A 20,214-nucleotide genomic window follows, 5' to 3' on the forward strand; every position below is an offset into this window, starting at 1 on the left:
CCGGGGCCTTCCCTCTCGTACGGCCGAGGCTCACGCCTTGGTGAGGTCCTCGATCTCCTCCTCGGGCTCGCGGCCCGGGGTGGGGAGGTTGAACTTGGTGATCGCGAAGCGGAAGACCACGTAGTAGATCGCCGCGAAGACGAGACCGATCGGGATGATCAGCCACGGCTTGGTCGCGAGGTTCCAGTTGAGCAGGTAGTCGATACCGCCCGCGGAGAAGGTGAAGCCCGCGTGGACACCGAACGCCCAGGTGACGGCCATCGAGACGGCGGTCAGGACCGCGTGGATCGCGTAGAGGACCGGCGCGATGAACATGAACGTGAACTCGATCGGCTCGGTGATACCGGTGACGAAGGAGGTCAGCGCGAGGGAGACCATCATGCCCATGACGGCCTTGCGGCGCTCCGGGCGGGCGGCGTGGGCGATGGCGATCGCGGCGGCCGGCAGACCGAACATCATGATCGGGAAGAAGCCGGACATGAAGATTCCGGCGCTCGGGTCACCGGCGAAGAAGCGGTTCAGGTCACCGTGGACGACCTCGCCGGCCGCGTTGGTGAAGTCACCGATCTGGAACCAGGAGACGGTGTTCACGAACTGGTGCATGCCGACCGGGATCAGCGCGCGGTTGATGAGGCCGAAGAGGCCGGCGCCACCGGCACCGAGGCCGGTCATCCACTCGCCGAAGCTGGAGATGCCGTCGCCGATGGGCTCCCAGACCAGGCCGAACACGACACCGACGAGGGTGCCGACGAAGGCCATGATGATCGGGACGAGACGGCGGCCGTTGAAGAAGCCGAGCCAGTCGACGAGCTTGGTCCGGTGGAACTTCTGCCACAGGACGGCCGCTATGAGACCCATCAGGATGCCGCCGAGGACACCCGGGTTGTTGTACTTCGCGGCGACGTCGACGCCCTTGTTGGCGGTCGTGTTGATGACGGCGTCGGCGACGGGGAAGGCCTTCAGCACGTTGCTGTAGACCAGGAAGCCGACGAGCGCGGCCAGAGCCGTGGAGCCGTCCGCCTTCTTGGCGAAGCCGATGGCGACGCCGATGCAGAACAGCAGGGGCAGGTTGTCGAAGACCGCGCCGCCTGCGGTGGCGAAGACGGATGCGACCTTGTCCCAGCCGAGGCCGTCTTTACCGAAGACGTCGGGCTGGCCGAGACGGAGCAAGATACCCGCGGCCGGCAGAACGGCGATCGGCAGCTGCAGGCTGCGACCGACCTTCTGCAGGCCCTGGAACAGGCCGGATCCGCGCTTCTTCGCGGGAGCGGCGGCCTGGGCGGTGGCCGTACTCATCAACTTCCTCCAGTAAGGCAAGGCGCCGCCAGGGACTGTGAACACGGGGGGAGGCGACGTCTCGTGGAACGCGGTGGTCTGGACCGCGTGGTCTACACCAGTGAATGGTGTAGACCAGTTTTAGCACGTGAGACTTAGATAAGGAACCTGCGAATTTTGTGTGCTCAGCCATAGGGCGAAATGCACGACATAAGGCCCCCGAACCGTCAGGTCCAGGGGCCTTGCGCGGGGCTTACGAGGGGGACGAAAGCCCTGAAAAGGTCACCTTCCGCAGGGTGTCCAGGGGGTCACTTGACGTTCTCCCGCTCCATCTCGTCCCCCACCTCGTCCGGCTCGCGGCCGGGCGTCTGGAGGTCGAACCGGGTGATCGCGAACCGGAAGATCGCGTAGTACACGACCGCGAACGCGAGGCCGATCGGGATGATCAGCCACGGCTTCGTCGCGAGGCCCCAGTTGATCACGTAGTCGATCAGGCCGGCCGAGAAGCTGAAGCCGTCCTTCACTCCGAGTGCCCAGGTCACGGCCATCGACACACCCGTGAGCACGGCGTGGATCGCGTAGAGCAGCGGGGCGATGAAGAGGAACGAGTACTCGATCGGCTCGGTGATGCCGGTGACGAACGAGGTCAGAGCGACCGACAGCATCAGGCCGCCGACCTCCTTGCGCCGGTGCGGCTTGGCGCAGTGGGTGATCGCCAGCGCGGCCGCAGGAAGCGCGAACATCATGATCGGGAAGAACCCCGTCAGGAACTGGCCGGCGTTCGGGTCGCCCGCGAGGAACATCGGGATGTCGCCGTGGACCGTCGTGCCGTCCGGCTTCTCGTACGTGCCGAACTGGAACCAGATGGGCACGTTCAGGAACTGGTGCAGGCCGATGACGAGCAGCGCCCGGTTCGCCAGACCGAAGATGCCCGACCCCCACGCGCCGAGTCCGACCAGCCAGTCGCTGAAGTTCTCCAGGCCTTGACCGATCGGCGGCCAGACCCACAGGCACAGCGAGGCGAACGCGATCGCCACGAACGTCATGATGATCGGGACCAGACGGCGGCCGTTGAAGAAGCCCAGCCAGTCGACCAGCTTCGTCCGGTGGTACCGCTGCCACAGGTACGCGGTGAGCAGGCCCATGACGATGCCGCCGAAGACCCCCGGGTTCTGGTACGTGTAGGCGGCGTAGACGTCCCCGGGCGCCAGGCAGGCGCCACCGATGTCCTTCGTACCCGTGGGGCAGTCCTTCGGGAACTGACGCAGGACCGTGTAGTAGACGAGGAAGCCGACGACGGCCGCGAGCGCGGTCGAGCCGTCGGCCTTCTTCGCCATGCCGATGGCGACGCCGACGCAGAAGAGCAGCGGAAGGCCCAGGTTGCCGTCGAGGAGCGCACCACCGGCGCCCGCCATCACCGCGGCGACGTTGTCCCAGCCGAGACCGTCCGCGCCGAAGACGTCCGGCTGGCCGAGCCGGTTGATGATGCCCGCGGCCGGCAGGACGGCGATGGGGAGCTGGAGGCTGCGCCCCATCTTCTGCAGGCCCTGGAAGAGTCCGCCCCACACGGACCTCTTCGGCGCTGCCGCGGCGCTGTCGGTACTCATCGGCGACCTCCCTGCCCGGAACAAGCCGGGTCCGCGTCTCGTTGCACACTGGTGTAGACCACTTGCGGTAGGCTCCGGGAGCCCGCTGAGGACAGGCCGCCGGTGATCGTCATCATTCGGCAGAACGGCGGCACACGCTCGCGAAGTTGGGCCAACCGTGGGTTACCGTGACAAAGCGGACCACAGGTGCGCCGAGATTCGCGCTCGCGCGAACGGAACGGACAGGGAGAAACGCATGGCCACCAAGGCTGAGAAGATCGTCGCCGGGCTCGGCGGCATCGACAACATCGAAGAGGTCGAGGGCTGCATCACCCGCCTCCGCACCGAGGTTGTCGACCCCGCGCTCGTCGACGAGGCCGCACTCAAGGCCGCCGGTGCCCACGGCGTCGTGAAGATGGGCACCGCCATCCAGGTCGTCATCGGCACCGACGCGGACCCGATCGCCGCGGAGATCGAAGACCTGATGTGAGACCTGACGTGAGCGAACCGCTCACGTCGACAAGGGCCCGTTCCGGCAGGGGAACGGGCCCTTCGTCATGAGCGCCCGGACCTGCGCCGCTGGACGGCCGCGCACGTCCGCCTCTGTGCGACCGGCCCCTCCGCCGTTGTGCGACCGAGCTCTGCCCCACCCACGACCGGCCCCTCCGCCGCTGTGCGACCGAGCTCTGCCCCACCCACGACCGGCCCCTCCGCGCTGTACGACCGGGCCCTGCCCCACCCTCGACCGGGCCCTCCGCCGCTGTGCGACCGAGCTCTCCCCCACCCTCGACCGGGCTTTCCGCCGTTGTGCGACCGGGCCCTGCCCCACCCCCGGCTACGGCTAGGCTCGTCCCATGTCTCGCATCGACGGCCGTACCCCCGAACAGCTCCGCCCCGTCACCATCGAACGCGGCTGGAGCAAGCACGCAGAGGGCTCCGTCCTCATCTCCTTCGGCGACACCAAGGTCTTCTGCACCGCCTCCGTCACCGAAGGCGTCCCGCGCTGGCGCAAGGGCAGCGGCGAAGGCTGGGTCACCGGCGAGTACTCCATGCTGCCCCGGGCCACCAACACCCGCGGCGACCGCGAATCGGTCCGCGGCAAGATCGGCGGCCGTACGCACGAGATCTCCCGCCTCATCGGCCGCTCGCTGCGCGCCGTCATCGACTACAAGGCGCTCGGCGAGAACACCATCGTCCTCGACTGCGACGTCCTCCAGGCCGACGGCGGCACCCGCACCGCCGCCATCACCGGCGCGTACGTCGCCCTCGCCGACGCCGTCGCCTGGGCCCAGGGCAAGAAGCTCGTCAAGGCCGGCCGCAAGCCCCTCACCGGCACCGTCGGCGCCGTCTCCGTCGGCATCGTCGACGGCGTCCCCCTCCTCGACCTCTGCTACGAGGAGGACGTCCGCGCCGACACCGACATGAACGTCGTCTGCACCGGCGACGGCCGCTTCGTCGAGGTTCAGGGCACCGCCGAGGCCGAGCCCTTCGACCGCAAGGAGCTCAACGCCCTCCTCGACCTGGCCTCCGGCGGCTGCGCCGAACTGGCCGAGATCCAGCGCAAGGCCCTCGAAGGAACCCTCTGACACCTGGCTGCGTCATGACGGGCGAGCGTACGGATAAGCTCCGTGCGCCCGCCCGTCTGTCATATGTACGCACCTGGGGGAGGACCCGCCTTGAAGCGCCGTCTCGCACTCGCCGTGGCCACGGCCGCCGCACTCACCACCGTCCTGAGCGGCTGCGGAGCCCTCGACACCGCCATGGACTGCGTCAAGACCGCCGACGCGATAGCCACCTCGGTGGACAAGCTCCAGCAGGCCGTCTCCAACGCCTCCAACGACCCGACGCAGATCGAGGAGTCCCTCAACTCGATCAGCACCGAGCTCGGCAACCTCAAGGACACCACCGACAACGCCGACCTCGCCAAGGCGGTCGACGGCCTCACCAAGGGCGTCGACTCCGTCCGCACGGCGGTCAAGAACGGCGACACGACCCCGGACATCCAGCCGATCACGGACGGGGCGAGCGAGATCGCCAAGGTCTGCACCCCGGGATAATCGGGGGCATGACCCGACAGCGCCTGATCCTCGCCACCCGCAACGCGGGCAAGATCACCGAACTCCACGCGATCCTCGCCGACGCCGGCCTCGACCTCGAACTCGTCGGCGCGGACGCGTACCCCGACGTGCCCGACGTCAAGGAAACCGGTGTCACCTTCGCCGAGAACGCGCTCCTCAAGGCCCACGCCCTCGCCCAGGCCACCGGCCTCCCCGCCGTCGCCGACGACTCCGGCCTCTGCGTCGACGTCCTGAACGGCGCCCCCGGCATCTTCTCGGCCCGCTGGGCCGGCACCCACGGCGACGACCGCGCCAACCTGGACCTGCTCCTGGCCCAGCTCGGCGACATCGCCGACGAGCACCGCGCCGCCCACTTCGCCTGCGCGGCGGCCCTGGCCCTCCCGGACGGCACCGAACGAGTCGTCGAGGGCCAGATGCGCGGCACCCTCCGCCACGCCCCGACCGGCACGAACGGCTTCGGCTACGACCCGATCCTCCAGCCGGAGGGCCACGAGGTCACCTGCGCGGAGCTCTCCCCGGCGGAGAAGAACGCGATCAGCCACCGCGGCAAGGCGTTCCGCGCGCTGGTACCGGTGGTGAAGGAGCTGCTGGGCTGAGGGGCGTACGGTGAAGGCCCCACCTGGACGAATCTCCGGTAGGGCCTTCGATTTAACGGTTTGTGCGGCCTGAGGGATTCGAACCCTCACGGGATTACTCCCATCGCGACCTAAACGCGAGGCGTCTGCCGTTCCGCCAAGGCCGCTGGTCGCCTGCCATGCTAGCGGGCAGGCGGCCGGCGTGGGCAGCGGCGTTGCTAGGTCGTCTGGCGGCGGTTGCCGCCGCGGCACCATGTTGCGGTCATCGAGTGGCAGTTGGGGCACAGGTAGCGAAGGTTCTCCCGACGGTTGTCGAGCCAGTTCCCATTGATGTGGTCGATCTGCAGGGTGATGGTCCGTCCGCGCCACGCACCCTCGTTCCCGCACTCGACACAGTGATACGGAACGCCCACCTCGGTGAGGGCGCGATGGAGCCGGTCGCGGCTCTCGCGCGACGAGCCCTCTGGTCGTACGCGGAAGACCGTGCCCGCGATGGGCTTCGGCGCTGCGATCCGCACTGTGCCCCATGTGCGTCGCTTGAAGTGCGACGTGTCGAGGCTCAGCTCTGCCACTCGCCGCCGTACCCGGCGGTGATTCTGGTCGGTCACGGGGAGGCCGAGCGTGCGCATCACGTCGGCGAAGCTCGTGGCATCGGTTACCGCTGCCCGTAGACACTCCTCTGGCACACCGACGCGCCGGTGGGTGAAGTGGGCGATGTCGATACCCCGCTCGCGGAGCATGTGTCTGAGTGCGGCGCGGGATCTGCCGTCATCGCCCACGCCCAGCAGGCGAGCCATCGCCCGGACGCTGTGCGTGGCCCCCGCGGCTGCCTGGAGCTCCGCCGTGGTGAACGGAAGGTCCGTGGTCGAGCGGTTGAGGCCGGGGAACCGGCTCACGTCGATTCCGGCTGCTGCGATCCGTCGACTGATGTGCGAGAGCGTCCCGGTCGTCGGGGGGACGCCGAGCCTCTGTGCGACCTCGCGGAGCGTCGTAGAGGCGGCGACCGCCTCGGCGATGGCACTGTCGGTGTGTTTACGCCAGGGGCTCTGCTGCTTGAAGTGGGTGGTGTCGATGCCGTACTCGGCAACCTTCGACTGCAAGGAGCGGCGTTGCCCTCCACTCGCGTTGAGGCCGAGGCTGCGCATGAGATCTGCCCACCCCTTCGACTCCGCTACGGCTACGCTGAGCCGTTCCTTCGTGTGCGCGCCCGTCCCCATCGGACCCCCTCCGATCCGGCCACCAGTTCGTGCCCTCGTACGGAGTAACGACACGAATATCGGACGGTCACGTCATCACGCGTACGAATATCGCGTCCGGCATACGGAACGGCCCGCACCGCCGTTTCGGGGGTGCGGGCCGTTCCAGGGGAGACGTCAGGCCTCGACGCCCAGGTCCCTGATGATCTTGGCGACATGGCCCGTGGCCTTCACGTTGTAGAAGGCGTGCTCGACCTTGCCGTTCTCGTCGACCACGACCGTGGAGCGGATCACGCCCGTCACGACCTTGCCGTAGAGCTTCTTCTCGCCGAAGGCGCCGTACGCCTCCAGGGTCGACTTCTCCGGGTCGCCGACCAGCGTGACCTTCAGGTTCTCCTTCTCGCGGAACTTCGCCAGCTTCTCCGGCTTGTCAGGGGAGACGCCGATGACGTCGTAGCCCGCGCCCGCCAGCAGGTCCAGGTTGTCGGTGAAGTCGCAGGCCTGCTTCGTGCAGCCGGGGGTGAGGGCCGCCGGGTAGAAGTAGACGATGACCTTGCGGCCCTTGTGGTCCGCGAGGGAGACCTCGTTGCCGTCCGCGTCGGGCAGGGTGAAGGCGGGGGCGGTGTCGCCGGGCTGCAGTCGCTCGCTCATGGCTCGCTCTTCCTCGGGAGTGTTCGCGTACGCGTCCAGAGCCTAATGGCGGACGCCCAATGGGGGGCGGACGCGGCTCACCGGCGGTGGAGCTGACACACTGTCCGTCAACGACCGGATACACGACTACGGAGGCAGCGCGGTGTCGGAGGCCAGGACCCCTGCGCAGATCGAGGCGGACATCGTCCGCCGGCGCGAGCAGCTCGCCGTCACTCTCGACGAGATCGGCATTCGGGTGCACCCGAAGACGATCATCGGGGACGCCAAGGCCAAGATCGCCTCGACGGTCGACCAGACCGCCGGGCGCGCCTTCGTCGCCGTCAACCGCGTCGTCTCGGACGTGAAGGCCCGCTTCACCCACGAGGACGGCGCGCCCCGCCTGGAGCGGGTCGTGCCGGTGGCGGTCGTCGCCGTCGCGGTGGTCGGGCTGATCGTTTCCTCGTCCCGTAAGCACAAGGGATGACCCCTCCCTGCCACGGGCGACACGCCCGGGCAGGTAGGTTCGGACCGTGAGCGAGAACACGCACGACAAGCTGCCCATCCGGATGCTCCACGACCGGGTCCTGGTCCGCACCGACTCCCCCGAGGGGGAGCGGCGCTCCGGCGGCGGCATCCTGATCCCGGCGACCGCCGCCGTCGGCCGTCGCCTGTCCTGGGCCGAGGTGGTCGCGGTCGGCCAGAACGTCCGTACCGTCGAGATCGGCGACCGGGTGCTGTACGACCCGGAGGACCGTGCCGAGGTCGAGGTGCGGGGTGTCGCGTACGTACTGATGCGGGAGCGGGACCTGCACGCGGTGGCCGCGGACCGGTTCCAGGGCGCGACGGACTCGACCGGGCTGTACCTGTAGGCGTGGCCCCATGGCCCTGGTGACCGTCGTCACCAGGGCCTTTGCGCGTTCTTTGCTAGCCTGGGGAAGACCCGACGAGACGCGCCGTACCGGGACACACGACAAGACGACGCACTCCTGTTGTTCCGTCTCGCGGAGGTGTCGTCGTCATGGCCTGGGTTCTTCTCGTCGTCGCGGGTCTGCTCGAAGTCGGCTGGTCGATCGGTATGAAGTACACCGACGGCTTCACGCGGCTCTGGCCCAGCGTGTTCACCGGCGCGGGGATCGTCGCCTCCATGCTCTTGCTCTCGCATGCCGCCAAGACGCTGCCGATCGGTACGGCCTACGGCGTGTGGGTCGGTATCGGTGCGGCCGGTGCGGCGGTGCTCGGCATGGTCGTGCTCGGTGAGCCGGCGACCGCCGCCCGGATCTTCTTCGTCTGTCTGCTGCTGGTCGCCGTGGTGGGTCTGAAGGCGACTTCCGGTCACTGAGCCGGGTCATTGCCCTCGTACGGGTGGGCGTGAGGGCAGGGGGCTGCGGGACATCTCGGACCCCGGCCCCGCCTCGCCCGTGAGGTACGGGTCCCCGTCCGGGGCGGCGTCCGGGCCGCCCTCGACCTGACCCTCCTGACCCTCCTGCCCTTCCCGGCTCTCCGGTCCGTCCGGCATCGGCGGCACCTCCGGCATCGGCTCCGCCCCCGGCATCAGCCGGAGGTCGAACTCGCGCGGGGCCGTGCCCGCCAGCGCGTCCCGGGTGAACTGGGCCCAGATCTCGGCCGGCGTCCCGCCGCCGTTGATCCGGGGCAGGCCGAGTGCCCCGTACAGCGGTTCCTGCCGTCCCGATTCGGGGTCCTGGCCCATCAGCGCGACGACCGTCGCGAGCTCCGGCGTGAAGCCCGCGAACCAGGCGGCCTTGTCGTCCTCCGCCGTGCCCGTCTTGCCCGCCGCGGGCCGCCCGGCGGCCTGCGCCGCCGTGCCCGTACCGGCCTCGACGACGCTCCGCAGGATCGACGCGGTCGTGTCGGCGGCCTCTCGGCTGACCGCCTGCCGGGCCGGCCGGGACGGCAGGTCGATCGACCTGCCGCCCTTCGTGACGGCCTCGACGAGGGTGTGGGTGCCGTGCCGGCCGTGTGCGGCGAGCGTCGCGTAGGCCGAGGCCATGTCGAGGACGCTGGCGGTGGCCGTGCCGAGGGCGATGGAGGGGGAGGCGGTGAGGTCGGGGGTGGAGCCGGGCAAGCCGAGGGCGACGGCGGTGCGTCGGACGTGCGCGGGGCCGACGTCCACGGCCATCTGGGCGTACACGGCGTTCACCGACAGTCCGGTGGCCTCCCCGACGGCGATCTCGCCGTAACTGGCGTCGTCCTCGTTGGCGGGGTCGTACGGGCTGCCGCTCCAGCCCTCGACCGGGCGCCGGTTGGTCCCGTCGTAGAGGGTGTACGGGGTGATCGGCAGGCCGTGCTGGGTCTGCGCCCCGCTCTGCACGGCGGCGGTGAAGACGAAGGGCTTGAAGGTGGAGCCGACCTGGTAGTCGCGGCGGGTGGCGTTGTTGACGTACTGCTGGGTGTAGTCGATGCCGCCGTACATGGCGAGGACCTTGCCGGTTCCCGGGTCGACGGCCGCGGCCCCGACGCGTACGTAGCGGTCGGCGGGGTTGCGGTCCGGGTCGAGGCGGGAGATGACGCGGTCCTCGACGGCCTTGGCGAGCGTCTCCTGCTTGGTGCGGTCCAGGGTGGTGGTGATCCGGAAGCCGCCGCCGGCGAGGGTCTTCTCGTCGATGACGTCGTGGCCGGTGAGGTACTCCTCGACGGCCTGGACGAGATAACCGCGCTGCCCGGAGAGGCCGGTGGCGGGGCGGGCGGTCTGGGGGAGGGGGAAGCGGGCGGCGGCGCGTTCGGCGCGGCCGAGCCAGCCCTCGGTGACCATCCCGTCGAGGACGTAGTTCCAGCGGGCGACGGCCTTGGTCCGGTTCTCGGGGTGGGTGGTGACGTCGTAGGCGCTGGGGGCCTTGAGGAGGGAGGCGAGGTACGCGCCTTCGGCGGTGTCGAGGCGTTCGACGTCCTTGCCGTAGTAGGCGCGGGCGGCGGCCTGGATGCCGTAGGCGTTCCGGCCGAAGTAGCTGGTGTTCAGGTAGCCCTGGAGGATCTCCTCCTCGGTCTTCTCGCGGCCCAGTTTGATCGCGATGAAGAACTCCTTGGCCTTGCGGCTGAGGGTCTGCTCCTGGCCGAGGTAGTAGTTCTTGACGTACTGCTGGGTGATGGTGGAGCCGGACTGGCGGCCCTTGCCGGTGACGGTGTTCCAGGCGGCGCGGACCATGGCCTTGGGGTCGACGGCGCGCGAGGTGTGGAAGTCGCGGTCCTCGGCGGCGAGGACGGCCTGGCGGACGCCGAGGGGGACCTGTTCGAGCCGGACGTTCTCGCGGTTGACCTCGCCGTCGCGGGCGATGGGGCTGCCGTCGCGGTAGAGGTAGACGTTGGACTGGGCGAGGGCGGCGGCGTTGGCCGGCGGGATCTCCACCAGGAGGTAGCCGGCGACGAAGGCCCCGCCGAGGAGCAGCGCGCCCAGGAGGGCGAGGCCGAACAGGGTCCGCAGGACGCGTCGGAGACGCCGGGCGCGCGGGGGACGCTTCCGTGCGGGAGGTGGCGGAGCGGAGAGGGTTGGGTCCCTCGGCTCCCAGCCCGGGCCGGATGGCCGGGGGGTGTCACTCGTACCGGAGGAAGGGGGCATGGCACCTCATATTGCCCGGAAAGCGGTGAAACTCCGGAATACGACCCGAATCGGTGGTGACGAATCACGTGAAGTGACGGGAAAACCGCTCGCGGTGTGCGGGGGCTCGCCGCTAGGGTCGTGCGCTTCGCCGTTTTTTCGGCGCTTTGCCGGAGGTGTTCGAGAGAGGGGAAGGGGGAGCGATGCGCACGCGGCTGTACGCGACGGTGGCCGCGGGTGGCTTCCGGCGCCATGCCACCTACCGGGTGGCGACGGCGGCGGGGGTGTTCACCAACACCGTCTTCGGCCTGATCCTGTCGTACACGTACATCGCGCTCTGGGACGAACGCCCGCAGCTCGGCGGCTACTCCATGGACGACGCCCTCGCCTACGTGTGGATCGGCCAGGCGCTGATCACGGTGTGCGGCCTGATGGGCGGCGGCTTCGAGGAAGAGCTGATCGAGCGGATCAGGACCGGGGACATCGCGGTCGACCTCTACCGCCCGGCCGACCTCCAGGCCTGGTGGTTCTCGGCCAACCTCGGCCGGTCGGCCTACCAGTTGCTCGGCCGCGGGGTCGTCCCGATGGCGGTGGGCGCGCTCGTCTTCGACTTCACGCTGCCCGCGGGTCCCGGGACGTGGCTCGCGTTCCTGGTGGCGGTGGCGCTCGGCTCGACCGTCAGTTTCGCCATCTGGTACCTCGTGGCGATGAGCGCCTTCTGGCTGCTCGACGGCCAGGGCGTGGTGCAGGTGGCCTGGCTGGGGGGCCTGTTCTTCTCGGGGATGCTGCTCCCGCTGAACGTCTTCCCGGGCGCGCTGGGCGAGCTGGCGCGGGTGCTGCCGTGGGCGTCGATGCTCCAGGTGCCGGCCGATGTGTACCTGGGGAAGTACGCGGGCGGGTGGCAGCTGGCGGGGGCGTACGCCTTCCAGGGGTGCTGGGCGCTGGTGCTGCTCGGGGCGGGCCGGGCGGCGCAGGCGGCGGCGACGCGGAAGGTGGTGGTGCAGGGTGGCTGACACACGCGGCGTCGGCCGGCAGAGCAGGGTGGCTGACATCGACGGCGCCGACCGGCAGAGCAGGGTGGCTGACATCGACGGCGTCGACCGGCAGAGCAGGGTGGCTGACATCGACGGCGTCGACCGGCAGAGCAAGGTGGCTGACATCGACGGCGCAGGCGGCCCCGGGCTCGTGGGGGACTCCTCGCGTGCCCTGGCGTCGGATTCCTCGCGTACCTACCCCCTGGCGTCGGATTCCTGGCGCACGTACCGGATGGTCGCGGGGATGTGGATCCGGTCGACGATGACGTACCGCTCCTCCTTCGCGCTGACCCTGTTCAGCAGTTTCTGCGTCACCTTCTTCGACTTCGTCGTCATCCTGCTGATGTTCGGTCAGGTGGAGGGGCTGGGCGGCTTCTCCTTCGCGGAGGTCGCGTTCCTGTACGGGACGACCGGCACGTCGTTCGGTCTGGCGGACCTGACGATGGGCTCGCTCCAGCGGATGGGCAGGCGGGTCAGGGACGGCTCTCTCGACACGTTCCTGATGCGCCCGGCGCCGCTGCTCGCGCAGGTCGCGGCGGACAAGTTCGCGCTGCGCCGGTTCGGGCGGGTGGCGCAGGGCCTGCTGGTCCTGGTGTGGGCGCTGGTCCTGCTGGACGTGGCGTGGACGCCGGTGAAGGTGCTGCTCCTGCCGATGATGCTGGTCTGCGGGGCGGTGATCTTCGCGGCGGTGATGGTGCTGGGGGCGTCGGCCCTGTTCTGGATGCAGGACGCGGCCGAGGTCACGAGCTCGTTCACGTACGGCGGGAACACGCTGCTCCAGTACCCGCCGACGATCTTCGCGCAGGAGCTGGTGCGGGGGGTCGTGTACGTCGTACCGCTGGCGTTCGTGAACTGGCTGCCCGCGCTGTACGTCCTCGGCCGGCCGGCCCCGGCGGGCGTACCGGGCTGGGTGGCCTTCGCGTCGCCGCTGGTGGCGTTGGTCTGCTGCGGGGTGGCGGGGATCGCGTGGCGGGCCGGAATCCGTTCGTACCGATCGACAGGAAGCTGAGGCCGTGTCCTTCATCGAACTCGAATCGCTGGAGAAGACCTTCACGATCCGCCGCAAGGAGGGTTTGCTGAAGCGGTCGAAGCGCGAGGTCCGGGCGGTCGACGGCATCAGCTTCGGCGTCGAGCGCGGGGAGATGGTCGGCTACATCGGTCCGAACGGGGCCGGGAAGTCGACCACGATCAAGATGCTGACCGGCATCCTCACCCCGAGCGGCGGCCGGCTGCGGGTCGCGGGCATCGACCCTTCCCCAAGCTCTCGGCTTCGCTCGGGCAGGGGAGGCCCCAATCGGGAGCGCACCCGTCTGGCCCAACGCATCGGCGTGGTCTTCGGCCAGCGCACGACGCTCTGGTGGGACCTGCCGCTGAAGGACTCGTACGGCCTGATGCACCGCATGTACCGGATCCCCGACGCCCGCTACCGCGAGAACCTCGACCGGTGCGTGGAGCTCCTGGACCTCGGCGAGCTGCTCGACGTCCCGGTCCGCCAGCTCTCCCTCGGTCAGCGGATGCGCGGCGACATCGCGGCGGCGCTGCTCCACGACCCGGAGGTGCTGTATCTGGACGAGCCGACGATCGGCCTGGACGTCGTGTCGAAGGCGCGGGTGCGGGAGTTCCTGCGCGAGCTGAACGCCTCGCAGGGCACCACGGTCCTGCTGACCACCCACGATCTGACGGACATCGAGCAGCTGTGCTCGCGGGTGATGGTCATCGACCACGGCAAGCTGATGTACGACGGCAAGCTCGCCGGGCTGCACGCCGTGGGCGAGAGCGAGCGGCTCCTGGTGGTGGACCTGGAGCGGGAGCTGCCGCCGATCGAGGACGTGCCGGGCGCCCGCTTCGTACGGGCGGAGGGCCCCCGCCAGTACCTGGCCTTCCCGGCCTCGTCCTCGGCGGCTCCCCTGGTCGCCGCGGTCGCCGCCGCGTACCCGCTCGTCGACCTCTCGGTGCGGGAGCCCGACATCGAGGCGGTTATCGCGAAGATGTACGGGGGAACTCGCGAGGAGCGCCGGGAGTCCCTGATGTAGGAGGTCAGGCCCATGGTGAGTTTTTCGTACACGGCGGCGGACGAGGAGAAGAGCAGAGGCGTCCGCCGGATGAAGTCGCTGGCGACGGCGCTGCTGCTCGCCGTGGCCGTGATCTACGGCCTGGCGACCTGGGCGGAGAACGCGGGCTGGGGTGCCTGGACGGGTTATGTCGCCGCCGCCGCGGAGGCGGGCATGGTCGGCGCGCTCGCGGACTGGTTCGCGGTGACGGCCCTCTTCAAGCACCCCCTGGGGCTGCCGATCCCGCACACGGCGATCATCCCGACGAAGAAGGACCAGCTGGGAGCCTCGCTGGGCTCGTTCGTCGGCGAGAACTTCCTCTCGGCGGATGTCGTACGGGGCCGGCTGGCGGCGTTCGGCATCGGGCGCCGCCTCGGATCGTGGCTGGCGGACCCGGCCCACGCGGACCGGGTGACGGCGGAGGCGTCGACGGCGCTGCGCGGCGCGCTGACGGTCCTGCGGGACTCGGACGTGCAGGCGGTCGTGGGCGAGGCGATCACCCGCCGGGCGGAGGCGGCGGAGATCGCCCCGGGCCTGGGCAAGACCCTGGAGAAGATCGTCGAGGACGGGGCGCACCGCCGGGCGGTGGACCTGGTGTGCACCCGCGCGCACGACTGGCTGGTGACCCACGGCGAGTCGGTGATGGATGCGGTGCAGGGCGGCGCGCCGGGCTGGACGCCGCGCTTCGTGGACAAGCGCATCGGCGAGCGCGTCTACAAGGAGCTGCTGCGCTTCGTGACGGAGATGCGGGACATGCCGTCGCATCCGGCGCGCGGCGCGATCGACCGCTTCCTGACGGACTTCGCGGCCGACCTCCAGGCGGACACGGACACGAGGGCCCGTGTCGAGCGCCTGAAGTCGGACCTGCTGGCGCGCCCGGAGATCCAGGACATCATCGCCTCGGCCTGGTCCTCGATCCGCAACCTCATCATCGCGGCCGCCGAGGACGACCGCAGCCAGCTCCGCCTGCGCGCCCGCGCCTCGCTGATGTCCCTGGGCAACCGCCTGGCGACGGACACCCGCCTCCAGGCGAAGGTCGAGGGCTGGGCGGAGGACGCGGCGGCCTACGTGGTCACGACGTACCGCCACGAGATCACGTCCCTGATCACGGACACGGTCGCCGGCTGGGACGCCACCCAGACCTCGAAGAAGATCGAGGCCAACATCGGCCGCGACCTCCAGTTCATCCGCATCAACGGCACGGTGGTGGGCGCCCTGGCGGGCCTGCTGATCTACACGGTGAGCCACGCGGCGGGCGGCTGAGGCGCGCGGGGACCTACTTCCCGCGTGTGACGGCCCAGGAGGCGGCGGCCATGCCGCCGGCCACGGAGAACACGGCGGGCCAGGCCCCGATCTTCTTGGCGAGCGGATGGGACCCGGCGAAGGCGGCGACGTAGGCGGCGCCGAGCCCGGCAGCGACCTTGGCCCCACCGACCTGCTGCCACTCCCGAGCGGCGACCCCACCGGCCACAGCCAGCACGGCCCCACCGAGCGGCCGCTTCTTGCTCCACCGCGCGACGGCATAACCGCCCACAAGGCCGGCGGCGGCTATGGCGGGGGAGGGGATGCGGGGCATGAGGGGTCCTTTCGCCGTGGAATCGCTTTCTAGCGAGCCTAACTGGCAGCTCTTCTCGTGGTCCGCGAGGTGTGGATCGCGCAGATCGGAACGGGCCAATCACGTGCACATCACGTGCGCTTGCCCTATAGACATGACGTTGTTCAGCTCGATTGTGAGCGCAATCACAGGTGGTTTTGATCGTAGAGGGGTAGCGTCCGCGGATGGCGCTCCATGATCTGCTTCAAGAAGTGGCGAGGATCTACGACCCCACGGGGGTGGCCTCAGCTGAACGTCCCGACTGTGCCCTGCTTTGGGGGGTGGAGGGGCTCAATGGTCTGCCGCTGCCGGAGGGTTGTTCTGCCGTCGGGTATGCCGGTAAGGGAAACATGGCGCGGGTTCCCTGGATCGGTGTGTTCCGTGAGGACGTCAACACGGACCCCAAGAAGGGGCTCTACCTCGCTTATCTCTTCGACGCGGACCGCAAGACCGTAACGCTGTCGCTCCAGCAAGGTGTCTCCGACGCAGCCAAGCCTCAGCACTATGGCACCGGGCGGAAGCTCCACGACTATCTGGTGAAGCGGGGGACGCCCTACCGCCTTGCGCTGCCGCCGCGATTGGCGAGTGACTGGCAGGACGGGGTCAGCTTGGACTCCGCTTCCCTCGGCTGGCGCCCCCGAGCCTACGAGCATGCCGACATCGCAGCGCGACGGTACGTCTTGGCAAGCCTCCCCTCTGAGGAGGAGCTGGCACAGCACCTCGCGGAAGCCGTGGTCCTTCTTTCTCACGCGGCTGCCGTCGATCGCTGCTTCGCAGATGTCGAGTTCCCGACCGCGGAGGAGCCGACCTCTTTCTATGCGGGAGGGCACACATCCCCCGACGAGGGTGAGCCGGGCACGTTCCTGCCGGGAAGCAGCGACGGCTATTGGGTCGACGTGCAGGGCGGTAGGCAGCGCCGTACGCGTGATCACGAGCGGCTCGTGTCAGAGTTCGCCGCACATGCCGCTGCTTGTTCGTACGAGCCGATCAACCGGTCGATCGGGCACCGAGACCTGATCCTCCGTGCGGAGGGTTCTTCTATCGAGTGGCTCGTGGAAGCCAAGCAGATATCGCTCGGTGGGCATCGTGCTTCGGTCCGTGAGGCCGTGGCTCAGCTCTTTGAGTACCGGCACCAGTACTACCGACTGGCAGCCGGGGCGAGGGAGGACCCTCACCTCCTGGCTGTCTTTAGTGCACCCATCGGCGCCTTCGGCCCCTACCTGGAGACTTTGGGCATCGCCGCCGTCTGGCCCACAGGAGACGACCCGGTCTCCTGGGGTGGGACTCACACGGCCATCGCTTGGGGGCTAGTGCCGGACGCCTGACCGAGCTTCAGTCTTGGTCGGCGCTCCCGTGGCACTCCTCGTACGTAGCCTCCCGGCCGCACCAGCAAGCCGCGTCCTGGGCCGGTGGCCAAGCCGCCGCTCGGCCTCGGGCTGCCAGGGTCGTTGCGTACTGGGGGAGCAGGTCCGCGTTGGACGGGTGGGTGGATTCCGAGGCTGCGAAGGCTTCGTAGGAGGGGACCGTCGCGCGGACGATGCCCAGGTTGGGGGTGCCCGCCTGGGCCAGTTCGCGGAGGGACGCCTCGATGTCCGTGAGGTGGGCGCGGTACGTGGGGTACTCCGCCTCCAGTTCCGGGTACGCCGTCAGCAGCTCGTCCAGTTCCGGTTCCGGCCAGTGAAGGACCGCCACCGGGAACGGGCGGGAGAGGGCCGTGCGGTACGTGCCCAGTTCCGAGCGGAGCCTCGTGATTTCCGCTTGGAGTTCCGCCGGGTCCGAGGAGCCGAGCGACCAGAGGCGCTTCGGGTCGTGGAGTTCGTCCAGGGGGACGGCCGCCGGGTGCAGGCGGTCGGCCAGGGTGTCCCAGTCGTCGTGCTCCAGGGCCAGCATCCTGCGGATCCTGTGCCTCGTCGTGATCAGGGACCTGGTGGGGTGGGGGAGGTCGGTCGCCGGTGCCTTGGCCAGGAGCCCGGCGGCTTCCGTGAGGGTCGACTCCGCCTCTTCCAGTTCGTCGTGCGCCTCCAGCGTCTCCGCCGTGAACTCCCACGGCGTCGCGTCCGTCGGCTTTTCGCGGCGGATCCCGTCGATGATCGCCCGCGCCTCGGCCTCGTGGCCGTACTCCCAGAGGTTCGCCGCCTTCAGCGCCCTGATCAGGAGCGGGTTCGCCGGCTCACCCGAGAGGAGGGCGTCGTAGAGGGCCGTCGCCCCCGGGCGGTCGCCCGCCAGTTCCCGGTGGGCCGCGGCCTGGAGGTAGAGGGGTTCCCGGTCTCCCGGGTACTGCGCGGCCGTGCGCAGCAGGCGCTCGGCTTCGGTGGTGTGGGCGGCAGGAGTGTCGGGGCGCATACCTTCACCGTACTGCTGTACGGGCCTGGAGAGTTGGCGCCTCAGCGCTTATCGTGCCCCGCGTGCGGGTCAGGGGGCAGGGCAGGGTGCGGGAGCGAGTGCCCGTCGTCGTTCAGACGCGGGGGCGGCGTCGTGCCGGTGCCCGTGTGCTGTGGGTGTGCGCCGAGACCGTCGTCACCTGCGGGGTTGTCGTGCTCCTTCTCGTCGTCCATCAGCTCTGGTGGACCAACCAGCAGGCCCGCGCCGAGGCCCGTGAGCAGGTCGGGGTTCTTGAGCGGGAGTGGGAGATCTCTCCCTCCGGGAATGAGGGGAGCCCTCCGGTAGAGACACCGGTGACCGGGGAGACCGTGGTGCCGGGGGAGAGCGCGGTGCCGGGAGAGACCTCCGTGCCCGAGGAGACGGAGGCGGCGGGAGGTGCGGTGCAGGAGCGGCCCTCCGGCGGTCCCCGGGCCCGGCCGTCCGCCCCTTCCGACGCCTTCGCCATCCTCCGTATCCCCCAGCTCGGCCTCACCGCCCCCGTCGCCCGCGGCATCTCCAAGCGGTCCGTCCTCGACAAGGGGTACGTCGGGCAGTACCCCGGCACCGCCGGGCCCGGGCTTCCCGGGAACTTCGCCCTCGCCGGGCACCGGAACACCCATGGTGAGCCCTTCCGGTACATCAACCGCTTGCGGCCGGGTGACGAGATCAGCGTGCGGACCCGGGCGCGGACGTACACCTACCGCGTCGACCAGGTCCTCCCGCAGACCGCGCCGCGTGACGTCGGGGTCGTCCGGCCCGTGCCCCGGTCCCTCGTCAAGCCGTCGTACGGGTACTCCACCGCCGGGTCCTACCTCACCCTCACCACCTGTACGCCCGAGTTCAGCAGCGCCCATCGGCTCGTGGTGTGGGCGAAGCTCGTCGGCCCAGGGCGAGGGTGATCGCCGCGCCCGTCAGCGCCAGTCCCGCCGAGACCAGGAGCGCCGTGTCCGGGCCCGCCGGTGTCAGTGCCAGGGTCAGGGCCACGCCCGCCGCCGAACCGATGTAGCGGGCGGTGTTGTTGGCACCTGAGCCCATCGCCGCCCGCTCCGGCGGTACGGAGTCGACCGCGAGCCGGGGCAGTGCGGCGTTCAGGAGACCGCTGCCCGCGCCCGCCACGAGGAGGCCCGGGAGGAGGCGCGGCCAGGGGCCCTCCAGTGCGCCCAGCAGGCCCAGGACTCCCGCCGCCGACAGGGCGAAGCCCAAGGTCAGTTGGTACGCGGCGGACAGCCGGCCCGCGAGGCGGCGCGCCTGGAGCGCCACCGCGAACGCCGTGCCCGACCAGAGCACGAACAGCCAGGCCGCCCCCAGCGGTGACATCCCCGCCCCGCTCTGGAGCAGCGCGGGCACCACGCTGAACAGGCCGATCACCGCCAGGCCCGTGAACAGCGCCCCCAGCGTCGACGCCAGGAACGCCGGCCGGCGCAGGAGCGTCAGGTCGACCATGGGCGTACGGCTCCGGTGCTCGACCGTCACGAAGACCGCCGTCAGGGCGGCGGAGGCGATGAGGAGGAGGCCCACCGGCAGGCGCAGCCAGCCGTCCCTGCCGAGTGTGAGTGCCGTGAGCAGGGACGCCAGGGCAAGGCCGAGCGTGAGGGCGCCAGGGAGGTCGGGGCGAGCCTGCCGTACCGGCGCCGCCGTCTCCGGGGCGAGCGTGCGGGTGCCCGCTGCCGCGATCAGCAGGGCTCCGAGGCCCAGCACCCCGTATGCCAGGCGCCAGTCCAGCAGGCTCAGTGCGCCCGCGAGCAGCGGGCCGAGCGCGATGCCGCCGCTGACCGACGCGCCCCAGATGCCGGTCGCCCTGATCCGGTCGCGGCCCGAGGGGTACGCGTCCGCCAGCAGGCCCAGGCTGCCCGCGAGGACCGCCGCGCTCGCCGCGCCCTGCGCGATCCGGGCCAGGGTGAAGGTGAGCGTGGAGCCCGCGAACGCGCCGAGGCCGGTGGCGGCGCCCAGGGCGAGGGTGCCGAGGAGGAAGACCCGGCGCCGCCCGTGTCCGTCGGCGAGGCTGCCGGCGACGAGGAGGAGGACGGCGAGGCCGAGCGGGGTGCCGTTGAGCAGCCAGGCCCGGGCCGATTCCGGCGTTCCGAAGGCGGCGGCCGTGTCGGGGAGCGTGAGCATCGGGGCCGTGTAGTTCATCAGCGCCACGGCCGTGGCCGCGCCGGTGACGGCGAGTGTGGCGGAGGGGCGGGTCGTGCGCGTACGGGAGGGGGCGCGCGGGGCGGTGGCGAGTCGGGGCATGGCAGGGACCCTCACCCTTCAGTTCGGTGAATGAACCTACGCTACCAGT

The 20,214-nt window shown here is 70.1% G+C and carries 21 protein-coding genes, 1 tRNA gene and 1 riboswitch; of the genes, 13 read left to right on the plus strand and 9 right to left on the minus strand.

Annotated features, from left to right (window positions below):
* Positions 1–30: 30 nt before the first annotated feature.
* On the minus strand, positions 31–1,296 hold the full coding sequence (locus tag IE124_RS00550) for a PTS transporter subunit EIIC (RefSeq protein ID WP_189503636.1): 1,266 nt from the start codon (positions 1,294–1,296) through the stop codon (positions 31–33).
* A gap of 287 nt (positions 1,297–1,583) precedes the next feature.
* The gene (locus IE124_RS00555) at positions 1,584–2,882 is read right to left on the minus strand and encodes a PTS transporter subunit EIIC (RefSeq protein WP_189503638.1); all 1,299 of its coding nucleotides are present in this window, start codon (positions 2,880–2,882) and stop codon (positions 1,584–1,586) included.
* 196 nt (positions 2,883–3,078) lie between these two features.
* Between IE124_RS00555 and IE124_RS00560 the strand changes: the two genes are divergently transcribed.
* The 4 genes from IE124_RS00560 to rdgB all read left to right on the plus strand — a co-directional run bounded on the left by IE124_RS00560 (position 3,079) and on the right by rdgB (position 5,535).
* Positions 3,079–3,351: a PTS sugar transporter subunit IIB gene (locus IE124_RS00560; RefSeq protein WP_268246699.1), complete on the plus strand. Its 273-nt coding sequence runs from the start codon at positions 3,079–3,081 to the stop codon at positions 3,349–3,351.
* Between the two features lie 364 nt (positions 3,352–3,715).
* Positions 3,716–4,447, plus strand: a complete 732-nt coding sequence (gene rph, locus IE124_RS00565) for a ribonuclease PH (RefSeq protein ID WP_189503640.1) — start codon at positions 3,716–3,718, stop codon at positions 4,445–4,447.
* Between the two features lie 63 nt (positions 4,448–4,510).
* A complete protein-coding gene (locus IE124_RS00570; RefSeq protein WP_189503642.1) occupies positions 4,511–4,918 on the plus strand; it encodes a hypothetical protein in 408 nt (135 codons plus the stop codon).
* An 8-nt stretch (positions 4,919–4,926) separates the two neighbouring features.
* Positions 4,927–5,535 carry an RdgB/HAM1 family non-canonical purine NTP pyrophosphatase gene (gene rdgB / locus IE124_RS00575; RefSeq protein WP_189503644.1) on the plus strand — a complete coding sequence of 203 codons (609 nt, stop codon included), beginning with the start codon at positions 4,927–4,929 and terminating at the stop codon, positions 5,533–5,535.
* Positions 5,536–5,598: 63 nt separating this feature from the next.
* On the opposite strand, the gene IE124_RS00580 is transcribed toward rdgB, so the two are convergent.
* From IE124_RS00580 to bcp, 3 genes are all read right to left on the minus strand, one after another.
* Positions 5,599–5,681 (minus strand) — tRNA-Leu (locus tag IE124_RS00580).
* Between the two features lie 51 nt (positions 5,682–5,732).
* Positions 5,733–6,659, minus strand: a complete 927-nt coding sequence (locus IE124_RS00585) for an HNH endonuclease signature motif containing protein (protein WP_229831997.1) — start codon at positions 6,657–6,659, stop codon at positions 5,733–5,735.
* A 228-nt stretch (positions 6,660–6,887) separates the two neighbouring features.
* Positions 6,888–7,361 (minus strand): thioredoxin-dependent thiol peroxidase, encoded by a 474-nt coding sequence (gene bcp / locus IE124_RS00590; protein ID WP_189503648.1) that lies wholly within the window; start codon positions 7,359–7,361, stop codon positions 6,888–6,890.
* A gap of 142 nt (positions 7,362–7,503) precedes the next feature.
* On the opposite strand from bcp, the gene IE124_RS00595 reads away from it, so the two are divergent.
* From IE124_RS00595 to IE124_RS00605, 3 genes are all read left to right on the plus strand, one after another.
* Positions 7,504–7,824: a DUF3618 domain-containing protein gene (locus tag IE124_RS00595; RefSeq protein WP_189503651.1), complete on the plus strand. Its 321-nt coding sequence runs from the start codon at positions 7,504–7,506 to the stop codon at positions 7,822–7,824.
* A 46-nt stretch (positions 7,825–7,870) separates the two neighbouring features.
* Positions 7,871–8,209: a GroES family chaperonin gene (locus IE124_RS00600; RefSeq protein WP_017237090.1), complete on the plus strand. Its 339-nt coding sequence runs from the start codon at positions 7,871–7,873 to the stop codon at positions 8,207–8,209.
* Positions 8,210–8,254: 45 nt separating this feature from the next.
* A riboswitch (guanidine-III (ykkC-III) riboswitch) is annotated at positions 8,255–8,325 on the plus strand.
* 33 nt (positions 8,326–8,358) lie between these two features.
* Positions 8,359–8,679, plus strand: a complete 321-nt coding sequence (locus IE124_RS00605; RefSeq protein ID WP_028811654.1) for a DMT family transporter — start codon at positions 8,359–8,361, stop codon at positions 8,677–8,679.
* Between the two features lie 6 nt (positions 8,680–8,685).
* Here IE124_RS00605 and IE124_RS00610 read toward each other — a convergent pair whose 3' ends face one another.
* Positions 8,686–10,911, minus strand: coding sequence for a transglycosylase domain-containing protein (locus IE124_RS00610; RefSeq protein ID WP_189503652.1), 2,226 nt, complete (start codon positions 10,909–10,911; stop codon positions 8,686–8,688).
* A 182-nt stretch (positions 10,912–11,093) separates the two neighbouring features.
* Between IE124_RS00610 and IE124_RS00615 the strand changes: the two genes are divergently transcribed.
* The 4 genes from IE124_RS00615 to IE124_RS00630 all read left to right on the plus strand — a co-directional run bounded on the left by IE124_RS00615 (position 11,094) and on the right by IE124_RS00630 (position 15,238).
* Positions 11,094–11,903 (plus strand): ABC transporter permease, encoded by an 810-nt coding sequence (locus tag IE124_RS00615; protein ID WP_189503655.1) that lies wholly within the window; start codon positions 11,094–11,096, stop codon positions 11,901–11,903.
* A 253-nt stretch (positions 11,904–12,156) separates the two neighbouring features.
* Positions 12,157–12,933: an ABC transporter permease gene (locus IE124_RS00620; RefSeq protein WP_189504680.1), complete on the plus strand. Its 777-nt coding sequence runs from the start codon at positions 12,157–12,159 to the stop codon at positions 12,931–12,933.
* A 4-nt stretch (positions 12,934–12,937) separates the two neighbouring features.
* Entirely contained in the window at positions 12,938–13,957 is a 1,020-nt protein-coding gene (locus tag IE124_RS00625) for an ABC transporter ATP-binding protein (RefSeq protein WP_189503657.1), read from the plus strand.
* 12 nt (positions 13,958–13,969) lie between these two features.
* Positions 13,970–15,238 carry a DUF445 domain-containing protein gene (locus IE124_RS00630; RefSeq protein WP_189503659.1) on the plus strand — a complete coding sequence of 423 codons (1,269 nt, stop codon included), beginning with the start codon at positions 13,970–13,972 and terminating at the stop codon, positions 15,236–15,238.
* A gap of 13 nt (positions 15,239–15,251) precedes the next feature.
* Here IE124_RS00630 and IE124_RS00635 read toward each other — a convergent pair whose 3' ends face one another.
* Positions 15,252–15,551 (minus strand): hypothetical protein, encoded by a 300-nt coding sequence (locus IE124_RS00635; protein WP_189503661.1) that lies wholly within the window; start codon positions 15,549–15,551, stop codon positions 15,252–15,254.
* A 203-nt stretch (positions 15,552–15,754) separates the two neighbouring features.
* Here IE124_RS00635 and IE124_RS00640 point away from each other — a divergent pair, with 203 nt between their 5' ends.
* Positions 15,755–16,894 carry an MrcB family domain-containing protein gene (locus IE124_RS00640; protein WP_189503663.1) on the plus strand — a complete coding sequence of 380 codons (1,140 nt, stop codon included), beginning with the start codon at positions 15,755–15,757 and terminating at the stop codon, positions 16,892–16,894.
* Between the two features lie 7 nt (positions 16,895–16,901).
* Here IE124_RS00640 and IE124_RS00645 read toward each other — a convergent pair whose 3' ends face one another.
* On the minus strand, positions 16,902–17,912 hold the full coding sequence (locus IE124_RS00645) for a hypothetical protein (protein ID WP_189503665.1): 1,011 nt from the start codon (positions 17,910–17,912) through the stop codon (positions 16,902–16,904).
* A gap of 98 nt (positions 17,913–18,010) precedes the next feature.
* On the opposite strand from IE124_RS00645, the gene IE124_RS00650 reads away from it, so the two are divergent.
* Positions 18,011–18,829: a class E sortase gene (locus IE124_RS00650; protein WP_229831999.1), complete on the plus strand. Its 819-nt coding sequence runs from the start codon at positions 18,011–18,013 to the stop codon at positions 18,827–18,829.
* On the opposite strand, the gene IE124_RS00655 is transcribed toward IE124_RS00650, so the two are convergent.
* Entirely contained in the window at positions 18,771–20,165 is a 1,395-nt protein-coding gene (locus IE124_RS00655; RefSeq protein WP_189503667.1) for an MFS transporter, read from the minus strand. The genes IE124_RS00650 and IE124_RS00655 overlap by 59 nt on opposite strands.
* Positions 20,166–20,214: the final 49 nt, after the last annotated feature.

Origin of the sequence: Streptomyces narbonensis (genome assembly GCF_014649015.1) — a bacterium.
GTDB classification, from domain to species: domain Bacteria; phylum Actinomycetota; class Actinomycetes; order Streptomycetales; family Streptomycetaceae; genus Streptomyces; species Streptomyces narbonensis.